8 protein-coding genes are annotated in these 17160 nt (G+C 35.3%); 6 read left to right on the top strand and 2 right to left on the bottom strand.

The features are described from left to right. Positions 1-363 precede the first annotated feature (363 nt). Positions 364-1593, bottom strand: coding sequence for a leucine-rich repeat domain-containing protein (locus LEP1GSC059_RS12775; protein WP_017215453.1), 1230 nt, complete (start codon positions 1591-1593; stop codon positions 364-366). A 400-nt stretch (positions 1594-1993) separates the two neighbouring features. Here LEP1GSC059_RS12775 and LEP1GSC059_RS12770 point away from each other — a divergent pair, with 400 nt between their 5' ends. From LEP1GSC059_RS12770 to LEP1GSC059_RS12750, 6 genes are all read left to right on the top strand, one after another. Next, positions 1994-6847: a DUF4132 domain-containing protein gene (locus tag LEP1GSC059_RS12770; protein WP_017215451.1), complete on the top strand. Its 4854-nt coding sequence runs from the start codon at positions 1994-1996 to the stop codon at positions 6845-6847. A gap of 299 nt (positions 6848-7146) precedes the next feature. Then, a complete protein-coding gene (locus LEP1GSC059_RS24545) occupies positions 7147-7275 on the top strand; it encodes a hypothetical protein (RefSeq protein WP_017215450.1) in 129 nt (42 codons plus the stop codon). A gap of 11 nt (positions 7276-7286) precedes the next feature. After that, positions 7287-8399, top strand: a complete 1113-nt coding sequence (locus LEP1GSC059_RS12765) for an ATP-binding protein (RefSeq protein WP_004435386.1) — start codon at positions 7287-7289, stop codon at positions 8397-8399. A gap of 418 nt (positions 8400-8817) precedes the next feature. After that, positions 8818-11100 carry a DUF5682 family protein gene (locus LEP1GSC059_RS12760; RefSeq protein WP_017215449.1) on the top strand — a complete coding sequence of 761 codons (2283 nt, stop codon included), beginning with the start codon at positions 8818-8820 and terminating at the stop codon, positions 11098-11100. 197 nt (positions 11101-11297) lie between these two features. Beyond that, a complete protein-coding gene (locus tag LEP1GSC059_RS12755) occupies positions 11298-12422 on the top strand; it encodes a vWA domain-containing protein (protein ID WP_004433161.1) in 1125 nt (374 codons plus the stop codon). Positions 12423-12429: 7 nt separating this feature from the next. Further along, positions 12430-14364 carry a hypothetical protein gene (locus LEP1GSC059_RS12750; protein ID WP_020980871.1) on the top strand — a complete coding sequence of 645 codons (1935 nt, stop codon included), beginning with the start codon at positions 12430-12432 and terminating at the stop codon, positions 14362-14364. Between the two features lie 1021 nt (positions 14365-15385). Here the strand turns inward: LEP1GSC059_RS12750 and lenB are convergent. Continuing rightward, complete coding sequence (gene lenB / locus LEP1GSC059_RS12745; protein WP_017215448.1) at positions 15386-16096, bottom strand: endostatin-like outer membrane protein LenB; 711 nt, start codon at positions 16094-16096, stop codon at positions 15386-15388. Positions 16097-17160: the final 1064 nt, after the last annotated feature.

Genomic DNA, 17160 nt, shown 5'->3' with positions numbered 1-17160 from the left:
TTCTAAAGAACGAAAACGTTAGATTACAATGTTTTGCAATCGGAAAATTATGCAAAGAAAAACCTAATATTTTGTATTCAAACAGCCTTTTACAATAAAGTCGTTGAAAAATAATTCTCCATCAGTTTCTTTTTGATGGCAATAGTCAATTGAAGCAGTTTTGTTGATCGCCACTATGGAATTTTTTAATAACTCTAATGTTTTACAAATGAATTATACGAAAAAATACCTAATACTTTGCACTCAAACAGACTTTTATAATAAAGATTTGTGATACTCTATTATATAGTTTTTAATAAAATCATAAAAAGTGCACTTCCAAAACACTTGGCTTTTACAAAACCAAATTGCTCAATCAAAAATTCATTCTTCACTTTCTCCTTTGCCTTCAAAATCAATTTCACAGTTTGGAAGCAACTTTTGAATTTCCTGTTTTTCTTCTAATGAAAAGGAATTAGAATATAATCTTAATAATTTTAAATTTTGAAGTTGTTCAATTTCTTTAGGGAAAGTCGTAAATCGATTCTTACTTAAATCCAACTGTTGTAGATTTTGAAGTTGTTCGATTTCTTTCGGAAGAGACGTAAGTTGATTACCTTTTAAAAACAATCCTTCTAAATTTTGAAATTGTCCAATTTCTTTTGGAAGAGATTTGAGTTGGTTATCACCTAAATACAACCATGTAATATTTTGTTGTCGCCTAATTTCTTTTGGAAAAGTCGTAAATCGATTTTTACTTAAATCTAACTTTTCTAAATTTTGAAGTTGTCCGATTTCATTTGGAAGAGTCGTAAATCTATTCTTACTTAAATCTAATTCTTGTAAATTTTGAAATTGTCCAATTTCCTTTGGAAGGGACGCGAGCTGGTTACTGCCTAAATTCAACCATCTTATATTTTGTCGTCGCCTAATTTCTTTCGGAAGAGTTGTAAATTGATTACCACTTAAATCCAACTGTTGTAGATTTTGAAGTTGTCCGATTTCTTTTGGAAGAGTTGTAAATCGATTATTACTTAAATCTAATTCTTGTAGATTTTGAAGTTGCCCGATTTCTTTCGGAAGAGTTGTAAATCGATTACCGCTTAAATCTAATTTTTGTAGATTTTGCAATTGCCCAATTTCTTTCGGAAGAGTTGTAAATTGATTACTACTTAAATCTAATTCTTGTAAATTTTGCAATTGTTCAATTTCTTTCGGAAGGGACGAAAGTTGATTCAAACTTAAAAATAATCTTTTTAGATTTTGAAGTTGTCCAATTTCTTTCGGAAGGGACGAAAGTTGATTGATACTCAAAAACAATCCTTGTAGATTTTGAAGTCGTCCGATTTCTTTCGGAAGGGACGAAAGTTGACCATCGGTCAATTCTAAAATCCGTAAATTTTGAAGCCGTCCGATTGCATTCGGAATGGATGTAAGTTGTTCTCGATTAAAAAGAAGGTTAAGCTCGAAAACATTTTCGGGATTATCAAGAGCATCATCCAAATTATAATAAATTTTCCTTTGCCAACTGCAAAACAAGACCAATCCAACAATCACAAATATAAAATGATGACGTTTCACAAAAATTTCTCCGTTTTTTCTTCCCCGCCACAATCAAAATTGTGATCAGTAACGTATATTCCAATTTTTTAGATTTGTTTAAAACAGTTTTGAAAATATAAAAGACTCAAGCGACTCTTGATTTCATGGCTGTGCTATTACGGGCTACACAAAAAGAAAAATATCATTTTATAGAATGCGATAAAAGGAACGGCGATATTATAACGAAAGGAGGATATAAAAACCAAATGGAAAGCTAAAACTTAAAACAAAGATACAAATGGAGTCAGTAAATTTCTGATCCATTAGAAATAAGCAGTAAAATAAATCTTGCGCATTTTAATCCTTCTGTATTTTTCATTTGAGCGTTATCGAGAAACTCTAAAAGCAACACTTACCAAAACAAAATTAAGTTTTTATGAAATAACTTTTTTATAAATTCCAAAGGCACACTATGAAACACCAACTCACCTTTCAAGACGCAACATCCAATAAATTCTGGAACATCGAAACTTCCGGAGATTCATTTACAGTAACCTACGGCAAAATTGGAACAAGTGGACAAACACAAACCAAAACCTTTGATACTGAAGACAAATGTCAGAAAGAAGCACAAAAACTTTTGAGCGAAAAGTTAAAGAAAGGATATCAAAGCTCAGGAGAAGAAACCGTCGGAACAACTACAACTTCTCCCAAACCGACTCAGACTCAATCAGTTTCAAAAGCCAAAACTCCAAGCACAAATGAAAATGATACCATAGCCACGTCTAAAACATCTTCGGAAAACGGGACAACGGCCCAATCGTCCAGCCAATCAGAAAACCACGCAGCAACCACACATTCAAAAAACGGCATAAATAAAATTGAAACAAAAAAACTAAAAGAACCAATCGCAAAAACATTAGGATTTTCTAATGAAAATCTTAAAATCCCGTCCAACATCATACCCATTCATCCAAAAGAAGAACCAAAACCTTTTGATCTTAAAACAAGAATAGAACAACTTTCTACCTTAAAACAAGCGCGCGGTTGGTGGACGGTAGATTGGACAAACCAAAACATTCCTCTGTTTATGAGTAAACAAGAAGCCCATTTTTGGTTTTTAGCTCTGTCTTGTATGGAAGTTCTAGAACATGAAGAAAAAAAAGATAAACGGACTATCCAAAAACTTCAAGATTTCCTAAATTCTCAAACGTTAGACGGAAACCTAACTCTTGAAAAAGCGATGAATCTTTTAGAACGAGAAGAGGATACCTGGAAAGAAAAAAGAATTACTCCTCCTTCTTACATCGCACTTCCTTTTTATCATTTATTCGGATTAGAAAAAGTTATTCATTTCTTGGCAACCTACAATCATCCTCAAGCCATGAAACAACAAGACTACAACAACGGAAGTTACTACGAAGGGTTTTCTCGTTTATTGCCGATCTTGGACGAATCAGAAAGAAAACTTTGTAAAGAACTGATCAAACCTCATTTAAAGCAGAAAGAATTAGAATACGGAGATATAATCTCTCCTTTTTTAATCGCCTTGGATCTTGGAATGAAAGACGAGTTATTGCCGATCGTAGAATCCTGGAAATCAAGAGAACCTTCTATAAGATATAGTTATTCCGAATATAGAAAAAACATTATATTTTTATTTCAAGATTCTGAAACAGTAAAACGGCAAATGCGTAAAATCGGACATTTGCTCAAGTCAGTCGAGGAGTTAAAATTTTGGATTGCAATTACTCAATATTCCGATTTGGAATGGGTAGCTCTATCCGTCAAAGCGGTGTTTAACGACTATAATAACGAAGAATATAAAGAAATGCTAAAGTTATTTTTAGGAATAAAAGCAACCGAAGTAGCAAGGCCGCTCTTGTATCTTTATGCACTTCCTAAGTTGGCTGCAGAAACCAAAAATTGGTTTATAGAATGTCCTTATTTTGCAATCGAAGGACTCATTCCAGCAGTGTTCGACGAAGACAAAAAAATCTCCGAGTTGGCTGTCGAAATTCTACAATCTTTGTTCGCCAGAGGTTACGGAGAAATTATCCTCAAAGAAAAGGACAAACATTCCGCGGAGATCCAAGAAAAAATTAAAAATGAAATATTAGAAAATTCTACTTTTACGGCAGAACCTTTTGACGACTCCACCACTCCTACATGGCTTTCGGACGCAATTAAAACCGTTCCCAAAGGAAAAGCAATTTCCTGGGTTGTTCCAGAAGAACTTCCTCCAATCCTAATCCAAAAGAAAAAATTATCCTCTTCGCAAATAGCGGCGGTGTTGACAGAATTAAAAGAAAAAGGTCTCGAAGAAAGTTCCACACTTTTAAAAAATTTAAAAGAACACGCAGAAAGTACAAGCCTGGACAATTTTGTCTGGAAACTTTTTGAACTCTGGGTCTCTTTCGGCGCGCCTAGCAAAGACAAATGGGCATTTACCGCCTTAGGGAAGTTAGGTGGAGATCGAATCGCTCTTAAACTCACTCCTATGATCAAAGTTTGGCCGGGAGAATCCCAACACCAACGTGCGGTTTTAGGTTTAGAAATTTTGAAAGCGATCGGTTCTGATACGGCTCTCATGCAGTTAAACGGAATCGCTCAAAAGGTAAAATTCAAAGGCCTAAAAGAGATGGCCAATACCTTTATGGAATCCATCGCCAAGAAAAAAGGACTTAGAAAATCCGAATTAGAAGACCGTGTGGTTCCGGACTGCGGTTTGGACGAAAACGGTAAAAGAGAATTTGATTTCGGTGCTCGTAAGTTTCAGTTCGTGTTAGGTCCGGATCTAAAGCCGATGGTAAAAGACGAAGACGGTAAAATCAAAGACGACCTACCTAAGCCAAATTCAAAAGACGATGCAGACTTGGCAAACGCTTCCGTAGAAGAATGGAAGTTGATGAAAAAACAGATCCGAGAAATCGGAAAAATCCAAGCACAAAGAATGTCACAGGCAATGGTCACCGGAAGAAGATGGAAGGTAGAAGAATGGGAAATGCTCATCGCCAAACACCCGTTAATGACTCATATCGCCAAAACACTACTTTGGTGGGTTTGTTTTCCGGATCGAAATCAATCTATCGAAGTGTTTCGACTAACGGAAGAAAAAGACTACGCGGACATACATGATAATTCCTTAAACCTTCAAGGAGGAACTTACGTCGGAATTGTTCATCCGTTGTTACTTTCCCAAGAGGAAAAAAAATCCTGGGGACAATTGTTCAGCGATTATGAAATCATTCCTCCGTTTTCCCAAATTGCAAGACCGGTTTATGTTCTATCGGAAGAGGATAAAAACAAAGAAGAAATTCCAGGATTTACAGACCAAAAAGTAAAAGCGGAACAACTGGTTTTTGGACTCGAAAAAATGGGTTGGTCCAGAGGATCCGCGGGAGACGGAGGAGGAATCGACGAACACTCCATACAATATCCTTCAGATGATGTAACAGCAGTTATACGATATGACGGAGACGACCTCTCGTACGGAAACATAGGCGGTCAAGACTTGGATTTAGAAGGCGCTTATTTTGTAAAAGGTCTAAGGGAACCTTCTTTTTACGAAGGTAAAGAAACAAAACTAACGTTGGAAGAAATCAATCCGGTTGCGTTCAGCGAAACACTTTATAGTCTATTACAAGTTTCCGGATTTTCTTACCCAGCATCTAACGAAAATAGTTTGAAAGAAGCCAGAGAAACCTTACTCAAAAATCTACAAACACAGGAAAAGAAAGAAGAAGTATTCGACGAAATCGATTATACGGAAATATACAACGGATTTTCCGCGGCTTGGAAAAAATTTCTTTCCAGTGATCACGAAATTACAAGGTCCAAAAATCATAAAAACATCTCTAAAATTACAAAAATGTATATTAGAAGTTCTGATAAAATTACTTCTCTCCAAGAACTTAAGTTTTTTACTAAATTAGAAGAACTAACAATTAACGAACCGGTAAACGATCCGTCTCCTCTATCAGAATTAAAAAATCTGAAAAAAATAGAACTCCAGAATTGGAACCTAAAAGATCTAAACGTTTTAAACTACTGCACAAACTTAGAAAAAATAGAACTTAGAAATATTCAAGGTTTTGAAACTGATTTTGATTGTAGCGAATTGTTAAACAAATCCAAAGCGACAATTAATTTAAATCTATCCGGAATCAAATTTGAACGTTTTCCAGTTGCGGTTACCACGTTTAAAAGTTTAACTTCTCTTTCTTTAAGAGAATGTAATCTTTCGGAAGTTCCAGAAAGTATAGGCAATTTAAAACAACTCATCTACTTGTACTTGTATAGCAATCAACTGACCACATTGCCTGCAAGTTTAGGAACCTTAGACCAATTGAAAGAACTCTATTTAGATCAGAATCAATTTACTAGGATCCCAGACGCGGTGTTGTCTCTTAAAAATCTCAAAACTTTTTGGGCACGATGGAATCAGATTTCTACTCTACCAAATGAAATCGGAAATCTTACATCTCTGGAAGATCTAAGTCTATACGAAAATCAACTTTCCACTCTTCCAACAACGATTCAAAATTTAAGTTCTTTAACTAGGATAGAATTATCAAAAAATAATTTTTCAGAATTTCCGGAACCGATTCTATATTTAAAAAATTTAAAACATCTAGACATAGGGGGGAATAAAATTCGTCAGTTACCGGAAACGATCGGAAACTTAAGTAATTTAAAATTTCTAGATATAAAAGAGACTTGGATAGAATCTTTGCCGCAAAGTATCCAAAATCTGACTCAGTTAGAAACAATCTACTTGCCAAAAGCCAAACTCAGAGACATTCCCGATTTCCTAACAAATATAGAATCTCTGAAAAAAATCAAATTTGAAAGCGAGGAATACAATAAACTCAAAAAATGGTGCGAATTTGAATATTCAAAATATATAAACCTTCTCCAAGGAAGAAAATATCCAGAGGCGACCGATAAGATTAAACTTTTATTTTCTCAAAAAAGTGCGGACTTTTTAACTCTCCATCAGTGGGAAGTAAAACTAAAAATCTCAGAAGCATACGACCGCAAAGCGGAAGTTTTTGCGGCGGATGTATTTGCGTTAGCCGCCATCTTAAAGGACGAGGAAATCTATTCCATCGCATCCAAGATGATAGGGGATCAAAACGTAAATGCAAGGGTTCCGTTCAATCAAGCCTGTTATTTTGCATTAACCGGACAAAAGGAGCCGATGCTCGTAGCAATTCGCAAAGCAATCCAATTGGGTAAAAAACCGAACGAATTTACAAACGAAAACGATTTTGACCCATTTAAAAAAGATCCCGACTTTTTGGAGGCAATCCGTAAAAAATAAAAACTTTATGTGGTTAGATCAGTGCGTGCCTCTGCGGGTATCACTTTGTGATCAAGCGCAGAGTCGCGCTCTCAGCAACTCAGTATTTCTTCCTATGGGTCGAAATACATTGGTCAAAAAATTGTATTCATTTTTTGTAAAATTTCTTTACCGAAAAAACAATTTCTTGACCCCGCTTCGATCGCTCACGCAAATAAAAACGGACAAAAGTTCGTTTAAACAAAAATACATTTAAATTTTAGGATATATTAAAATACTTATTTGTTCGTTTCCAAAAATCACAAAAGAGTTGTTAAAAAATGAATTCTCAATCTATTTCTTGTTTTATGGAAACGGTCGCAGTTTTGATAATAGCAATTATGGAATTTTTCAACAATTCTAAAATACAAAATCGATCTTTTGCAAAAGAAAACAACGAATCAATTTGAGAATATAGAAAATGACAGAAAAACAAAATTCACTTTTAGACATTCAAAAACCACCCGCAGAAAAACTATATGCGGAAGAACTAGAAAGATTAAAAAAAAGAGACGAAACAAAACCAAAACCACTCGGCTGGAATCTTTCTCCCCAAGCCGTCATTGATTTTGTGTTAGGCGATGTAAATTTCGGAATTTCTCCAAAATTCGTAGGAGAACGCAACTTCATCGAATGTTGTATCGTAGCGCTTGCCACCAATCGAGGTTTAATGCTCATCGGAGAACCTGGAACAGCCAAAAGTTATCTGAGCGAACTTTTGGCTGCCGCAATTTCTGGAGATTCTTCGCTTACGATCCAAGGAAGCGCTGGAACCACAGAAGACCAAATCCGTTATTCTTGGAATTACGCCCTCATGCTTTCGGAAGGACCGTCCGAAAAATCTCTAGTGCCCGCTCCAATTTATGAAGGTATGAAATCAGGAAAAATAGTTCGTTTTGAGGAACTATCCCGTTGCCCCGGAGAAATTCAAGACACGTTACTCTCCATCTTAAGCGATAGAGTTTTACACATACCAGAATTGAACGGGGAAGAAAACGTACTCTTCGCCAAACAAGGATTTAACATCATAGCAACCTCAAACACGCGGGACAGAGGAACCAACGAAATGAGTTCCGCATTAAAACGAAGATTTAATTTTGAGACAGTAAGACCCATTTCCAGTATTTCCGAAGAACAAGCGTTAGTCGAAAGAGAAATGGAACGTCTATTAAAACAAGCAAACGTTCCCGCAAAACTTCCCCAAGACTTGACAGAAATACTTGTAACCTGCTTTCACGAATTACGAAATTCTAAAACGATTTCCGGAAAAGCGTTGGAACCTCTAAGTTCCACATTGAGCACTGCAGAAGCGGTCAGCGTAGGATTCTCAGCCGTTTTACACGCATATTATTACGACGAAGGAAAAATAAACGCGGGTCATATCGTCTCCAACATGTTAGGTTCTGGCGTAAAAGATTCGGTAGAAGATCTAAAAAAAATAAGACACTACTTTGATCAAGTAGCCGCGTATCGAAACGAACACGCGTGGCCAGAGTTTTATCAGTCTAGAAAACTTTTAGATAGGAATTCCTAACCAGATCTCTGTAAAATTTAAAAATAACAATTATTCATATAAAATTTTTGGCAAAATCTCAGTTTGATGATATAAGAACCTTCCCAAAACCGGGACAGCTGATCTCTGGTAAAGTAAAATTAGGTTTTAGGACACGCTGTAAATTAAAAATTGTCCCAAACCAGTCAGTGCCAATAATAAAAACGAGACACTTTAGCTTCACAAAAATACAAAACTTACAATCATGAAAAAAACAGTTAAAATCTATAAAACTAACAATTCGATTCAAATCTAAATGAAATATAATAAATTTTGAAATTTATAAAATATAATTTTTGAATATTCTAAAACTTGATTTTATGAAAAACCTTAAAACTTATTCCAAAACTTCAAAAGTAATCGATCCTATTTCTTTTCACAAAACAAAAACTGAAAAACAATGAATTCTATTATATTCTTTCCGATACGACATCATAGCGTTTCCGCGTCACTCGCGCTTCAAAAATATATAAACGATTTACGACCTTCTGTAATTTTAATCGAAGGCCCTTACGACTTTAACCCAAAGTTAGAAGAATTATTCTTACCTCATACTCTACCGATCGCAATCTACAGCGTCGTCAGAGACGAACAAGGACTTTCTAAAGGAACATATTATCCTTTTTGCAACTACTCTCCGGAATGGATCGCTCTACAAAGCGCTAAATCCTTACAAACTCCTGCTCGTTTTATAGATCTTCCTTGGGCCGATTTATGTTCTATCAAAAGTATCTCGGAAAAACCAAATATTAAAACGGCACACGACGAACCTTTTTGGAATAACAACTTCATTTTGACGCTCTGTAAAAAAATGGGGGTTACAGATTTTCACGATTTATGGGACGAACTTTTCGAAGTCAATCACCTAACACAAGTAGACGAATATAAAGAAAAGGTAACCCTTTTTTGTAACTACGCTCGAAAAGAAAATAATCATTTCGAAGAAATCGTTCAAACGAGAGAAACGTTTATGACACATCAGATTCGACTTGCACAAACGCAATTTACGGGTTCGATTTTGGTAGTTACCGGAGGTTATCATACTTCTGCACTTCAAGAAAGAATTTCCAAACCACCCCTAGCAGACGAGTTGTACTGGACCGATCGAGAAGAAAAATCGTATGATCGCGAAATCTCTTTAACACCCTATTCCAACTCAAGATTGAACGCAACTAACGGTTATACCTCCGGAATACCAAGTCCAGGTTTTTATGATTTTGTATGGGAAAGTTTTCAGAAACAAGGATCGTTCGATCATCGTTCTCTAGTCCAAAAAATCCTAAGTACACTTCGCAAAAAAGGACATAGAATCGGTTCGGCAGATAGGATAGCGTCCGAAACCACGAGCAAGGCTCTGGCAGATTTACGGGGTCACAAAAATATATGGAGAAAAGATCTTGTAGACGGTTTCCGCTCGACCATCGTCAAGGACGAAATCGCAAGAGACGTTAGACACCATTTACTTGATTGTATTTCGGAAGTAATGGAAGGAGATCGTATCGGCAGTTTAGCCGAAGGAACATCCCTACCTCCGATCGTTTTTGACATAGAAAATACATTAAAAAAAATGAATCTTTTAGCAAAACGAGAAACTATAATTTTAGAATTGAATCTGATGAATCAGGAACAAAGAGAACAAAGTAAAATTTTACATCGTTTATATCTTTTAGAGATCGCCGGTTATACTTTTTTAGAAGGTACAGATATGATCTCTCGAAAGGATTTAGAAAAGATAGGAGAAAAATGGAATATCTCTATGAAAGTAGAATTTCATTCTTCTTGTATAGAGGCATCTCGTTATGGAGCCACACTTTCAGAAGCAGCAGCAGGAGTATTAAATCAACGTATTCATTCAGAAACCGATCCCGAATTAGCGGCCATTTGTCTCGTTGATGCGGCGTTAGCCGGCCTAGGAAAACATTTAACCTTTTTATTAAAACAATTTTCAGATATAATTCCGATCTCAGGCAATTTTTTAAAAATGTGTATCGCGCTAAAACATATTTCTTACTTATATAAATATGATGAAGTCCTAATATTAGAAGGCAAAGAAAGTCTAGAAGGAATTTTTCGGGAAAGTTATCTAAGATGCCTTAATCTTTTGGATCGTTTAGGGGCCGCATCCTCTGAAGGATTAGAACAAGCAAAAGGAGTTCAAACGATCGTAGAAACATATCAATATTTCTCTGAATCTCTAAAGTTATCTTTGGAAGAAATACGAGACGTGTTATCACGCGTCGGGACAAATTCGGAATTAGATGCTTTCTTACGCGGAGCGGTTTGTGGGGGACAATGGAAACTAAATTTAGCCGACGACCATTCAATCTTAGACCAACTCAATTCATTCTATGATCCAGCCGAACTCGGGGACTTTTTATCCGGACTTTTTTTAATCGCTCGAGAAACCGCCCAAAGAAACAAGTTACTTTTAACTGCACTAAATATTAGGATATCAGAATTATCTCATTCTTCTTTTTTAGAAGCCTTACCCGCCCTTCGTATGGCTTTTACTTTTTTTACCCCCAGAGAAAAGCATAAAATTGGTCAGAATTTATTCGAGATCATACAACCTTCTTTAGACGAACTATCCGATTTCGAAGATCCAGAAACAATCTTAAGGGCGATTGAATTTGAAAGAATCTTGTTTGAAACCGCATCCAGATACGGAATCAGAACTACTTAACGAATAGATATAAAAATGAAAAACTATTTTATAAATATATTAAAAAACATGGAAAAATAAAAACCAGAGAGCTTTTAAATGATCCGAAGAGCAAAACAACAAAAAATTAATCAGGCCGTGTTTTACTTTATGAATATAATTTAAATTAAAATCCTTCTTAAACAATAAAAAATTATAATATTCAATAATTAATATATATGAAAAACGATTTTACAACATTCATTCGATGGAAACTAATACTAGGCAACGGCTCCGAACAATCTTTTGGAAACGAGGCCTTTTCCGAAGAACAACAAAGAATGGACATCGCGATGGAATATCTATACGGTAGAGAGTATGAAGGAGACCGTAACGTACGAACGGGAGGTTTGAACGAATCCAATTTGACCGTACCCTTATGGATCAACGAAATACACGAACTTTTCCCCAAAAAAACGATCGAACGGATCGAAAAAGACGCATTAGAACGTTATCAATTGATGGAAATGGTAACCAATCCGGAAATTTTGAAACGAGCCTCCCCCAATACGACTCTTTTAAAAGCGGTGTTACACACTCAACATCTTATGAATCCACAAGTTTTAAGTCTGGCTCGAGAACTCGTTCGAAAAGTAGTCGATGAATTAATGAAAAAATTAGAAACTACAATATTAACTTCTTTTAAAGGAGTTAAAAACAGAAACTTACGTTCTTCTTTAAAGATTTATAAAAACTTCGACGTAAAAAATACGATCCGCTCCAATTTAAAACACTACGATCTTAACTCCAAAAAATTGATTCTTCAAAAACCATTGTTTCATTCTAGAACCTATCGTTCTATTGCGGAACGTTGGCATCTAATTATTTTAGTGGACCAATCCGGAAGTATGTTGGATAGCGTAATTCATTCTGCGGTTACCGCTTCTATCTTTTGGGGAATTAAATCTATTAAAACCAGTTTGATTTTATTCGATACCGAAGTCGTGGACGTTACCGACCATTGTTCCGATCCGGTAGAAACTCTCATGAAAGTGCAGTTAGGCGGTGGTACAGATATAGGTTCGGCGTTATTGTATGCGGAAGGGAAAATCGAAAACCCGCGCAAAACCATAATTGTATTGATTAGCGATTTTTGCGAAGGAGCCCCTCCTTTCAAACTTATTTCCAACACTCATCATTTGGTGGAAAGTGGAGTTAAAGTGTTAGGACTAGCAGCGTTAGACGAAACTGCAAATCCAGATTATGACAAGGAAATGGCGGAGAAACTAGTAAAAGTGGGAGCGGAAATAGCCGCGATGACTCCTGGAGAACTTGCCAATTGGGTGAGCGAAAAAATCAAGTAGGAATACGATGCGCCAAGACATTCTCTCTTTATCCCTGCAAGAATTAGAAATTTTAACAAGCAAAGGAATGGTAAACCGAGCCGTAAAAGATGTAGAATCCGGAATCAAAGGCGAATGGAAAGAAACCGAAGACGGAGACGTCCAAGTCGTTTGGGAAGATTTGGCCACATGTATTTTACCCGGTTCCGTTTCAATTCAAGAGTCAAGTTGCACTTGTTCTTCTGCAGGAGTTTGCAGACATATCATACGAACGATTGTCGCTTATCAAAAACAAACTATCTCAGACAAACAAAGTCTTTCTTGGAATCCAGGAAGTATTAGCGATGAAAGTTTGCGTTCTTTTATTTCTGCTGCTTCGTTTACAAAAGCCAAATCCATTTTTGACTCCGGTATTGCCGTAGAACTGGATAGAACGGATGTTCCGATTGCAAAAATTCATGGACTTGGAACCGTTCACTTTCCTATTCCAAACGATATTCGATACGCTCGTGCAGATTGTAAAGGATCACTCGGCGAACAGATAATCGCTGTCGCGGTATGGTCGTTTCGTCTAACGCATAAAGAAAAAGGATTTGTTTCCACTAATGTTCGAGAAATAAAAATTCCGTCGCATATAACGGATAGAGCAAATACAATTCTGAAAGAAATTGTACAATACGGGTTTCAAGGAATTTCCGAACATATCAAAGATAGATTATCCCAATTAGAACGTTCCTGTTTAGAAGAAGGACTCTTATGGCCGGCGGACGTTTTATCCGAGTTACAAGAAGAATATTCAAAATATATTTTACACGATTCCTTGTTCGACCCGGATCAAGTTGTATATCTTTTGGGAGAATGGATTGTACGAATGGACGCACTGAAAGAAAATAAAGACGTCATTCCTTCTTTAGTGATCAGCGGAGATACAAAAACATTTTCTTCCGAATTGATCGTCAGAAGTTTAATCGGGTTAGGCTCCGGAATCAAAGTTTTTAAAAAAGGTTTTGTAGTCCTCTCTTACTTTGCCGATCCTAAGTCCGACAAAATACTGTTATACGAACGTTTTTTCGAAAAACCGACGGACGAACCTTTCCACTCTATCAGCAACTTTCCAGTATTCAAAGGAATTCCACTTTTAGAATTTGGAAAAAGTTCAATCGTCAGTTCTTCGATCAAAAAAACTGTATCTGGTAAATTACAATTCAGTAATAAAGCAACTTTGAATCCTCAGACGTTTTCTTTTGAATCTCTGAATAAAAATATTTTTTCCGAAAATTTTAACGAAACGATAAAAATACTTTTAGAAAAACCTCCTCGTCCTTTAGGTCCTCGTTGGGCGGCGGGTAATTTTTTTGTATTTAAAGTAGAACGTTTTACCGAACCTTATTTTGATAACATTTTACAACAAATGAATATACATATAGAGGATAAAAACGGAATCGTCGCACACGTTCAATTACCGTATTATAGCAGAGCATCGGACGGTATAGAAAATCTAAAACACGCGTTAGATGATTCTCACTTACGCTACGTCTGCGGAATTGCAGATGCAACCTCTGGCGAGCTTAATATAAAACCAGTTTCGTTCGTAATTGAACAAAACGGAAATCTCACTATGTTACAACCTTACTTAGATTCAAAATCCCAGTCCGGCAATTCCGACTTTCAAACACAAAATCAAGTTCGTCCGGAAATAGATTTTCTAAAAAATTATATTACGGAATTAAGGACTACCATCTCCGAAGTATGTCTAATAGGTTTAAAACAATACGGAAAAATCAACCATTGGAAAAAACTATCTCAACAATCCGAAAACTTAGGATTGAAAAGAATTTCAACCCTTTTAAAATCCGTAGTTTCATCGATACAGTCTTCGAAAGAAACAGACGTTTCTCCTATTCTTACTTTGATGGCTCTGCTTTGTATTTCCAAAGAAATGGAATTTGTATCTCAAAAGTAAATTTTAGAATTTGTTCTTAAAATCATGATCCGCAGTAGTTCCCACAAATTAAGTCTCTTTGCGTAGCTCATTGATTGTTATCATCCAACCGATTTTAAACGAACTTTTTCTTTCTAACACACTATTTTCGTATGAGTTCCCACATTCTGTAAAATTTCAGATCTAACTTTTTTCAGAAAAAAATATCATGGCCGGCACCAAACTCACATTAAACTATGCTCACATTTTCAATTTTTATTCAAAAATTATAATGATATGGCACCTAACGTGAGTTCTACGTAAGAAAATCAGAACGAATAAAAAATCAATGCTGCTTTCTATGGATCGCAGTATAATAATCGCTTTCGCATTAATTATATTAAACTTACGTTACATCATATTTTAGAGTTGTTGAAAAATTACATAATGGATATTAACAAAACTGCTTCAATCAAACCTTTTCCATAAAACAGAAATAGTCGGGAATTTATTTTTCAATAATTCTTTTGTATTACTGATCTCTATAAAATTGAGTACCGTTAATTTTATTACAAAACACTGATCCCATGCAAAATATTAGGTAATCTATTATATAGTTATGAGTAAAACAGAGTTTTAAGATAAAAATGAAAGTACTTAATTTATAGAAATCAATGGGCTTATAAAATTATCCGAAAATTGGCATTCGCTCAAACATCGATTTTTATAAATAAAATAAAATATCAATATCTTATAATTCATCAATACTCCATTCGTTTATCCGACTATACATAATAATGTAGAACTTTCCCATCAAAGAAGCATTTTGCAATGAAAACTCTCGGTATTCGATTTTAAAAACATGAAAGAATATAATCATTTTTGAATTTATTTTTCTATCAAAAATTAGTCTTTATAAGACAGTTTTTTTATGAACCGATAGAAGCCGTAAATTTCAATTCAGTCTGATAGTATAAAATAGTTTTCCTATTTCAAACGTACATAGAAAACAAAAGTTTAGAAATCCAACATCGCCCTTTAAAGGACGATGTTTTTGAAAAACTTACTGTTCTACACAGAGAAGATTTAGATTGGTATTACAACCAGTATTGTGAACGCCGAAAGCGCCTCCTGGGGTAGCTCCATCCCCCGCAAATACCTCATTGGATGAGGTTGTACCATCGATCGCAAAAACGGCAGCATTATTAGAACTCCAATCGTTACAATTCATGGTTACTTCCCAATCAAAAGTTGCTGGCTGACTTCCAACGCCAATCCAATATAACTTTTCCACACCTCCGTCCACTGAGTTCTGTAAATTTGCATCTACGACTGAATTTGCATTTGTAGTAAACGTGATTGTCGTTCCATCACTTCTCCGGTATTGTTTGTTTGGATAAAGAACCCAATCTACTAAACGAGGAGATCCATCTCCAACAAAAACTGCTTCTCTTGTACCATTTGCTGCCAATAAAGCCTTATAAGTTCCGGTTAAACTAGAAGATTTTGCAGCGGCACATTTTGCGTCCGCGCCTGAAATTCCCCCTAAATTTCCGTTATAACCCGCTCCGTTATTGGTAGCAACAAAGGTTCTACAAAAAGAAGCATTCTTACAAGAAGTAACGACGGGAGTAGAAGTATTATTAGAAGAACCTAATGAATTGAGAAGGAAAAGAAGTAGTTCTGAATTATCTTCTTCTTTTTTATCTCCACACGAGTAAAGAGCGCATGCAACGGATCCTATGAGCAATGTTAGAAATATTTTTTTCAACATTTTATTTCCTTGTTTTGAATTGATAATTCGTTTGAATTTAACCTTTCGAGTTCAGATTTGAAAACTTTTATCTCAAAAACCAAATCAAACGAATTTAAAATTAAATAACAGATTCGAGTGAGTGTTTCTCACTTTTTGGAAATAAATTTATAATCTATTGGAAAAAACTTTTTTAAGTTTTATCAGTAAAAATTACAACAAAGACATTATATTATATTTTGAATAGATTCGTTTATAAGATGCAGACTACATTTGGAAACAAAACTTTTTTTGACTTATAAGAACAAAAGATTGTTTCCTAATTTTTTTTTACAGTGCATCCCAAAGCCTAAATAGAGAAGTGTTTGCTGAACTACTTCGAGCGAACGCGCCGAGTTTTCACTTTATCGGAAAGATCAAACTGCGGGGTAACTAAAGCGTCTCGCTTCTATTGGCGCTCGAAGGGTTCTTATGAAAATTTTAAAATGATATGCAATAAATTTATGAATAAAATCCATCAGAATCAACGAGACTGTTTATTGAGAATTAGTATATAAAGTATTTCTAATTTGATTCCGGTTATTAAAATAATTATTTGTATGTAGAAATTTGTTCTTTTGATTTGGATATTATAGGAATCCCTTGAAAATTTCCGCACAAAACCTTCAAAAGAAATCGACTAAGAGCCTATAAATCCAATGTCGGTTCCTACAGATTACTACTCGGACATATCAAAACAATACTATTGTGAACTTGTTTTAAAAGTTAGAATATGGGATCTACCACAAAAAGCCCAAGATCTGGGTTAGACGTAGTTTTTTGAGAACCTTTGCATCCTCGCTAAAATTGCCAGTAATTTGTAGTGCTATTTTTATACGTCCGAGTAGTAGGTTTCTTTTACGCAGTTTTTGACTTTTTAAGAGTTTTCAGCTCTTAAAAATTGCAATAATTCCCACATTTTCAAAGACTATTTTTAACGTGAATTCGATGCAAGAACCCATGATGCTGAAAAAAGTTGGAATCAGAACTTCATAGATCGATTCTTTAAATGCGAGACTATTACAATCAAATTCTAAAATTAGAGG

Origin of the sequence: Leptospira noguchii serovar Panama str. CZ214, assembly GCF_000306255.2 — a bacterium.
Taxonomy (GTDB): domain Bacteria; phylum Spirochaetota; class Leptospiria; order Leptospirales; family Leptospiraceae; genus Leptospira; species Leptospira noguchii.
Note: the sequence above shows the minus strand (reverse complement) of the source record. Positions and strands in the feature narration are given on the sequence as shown.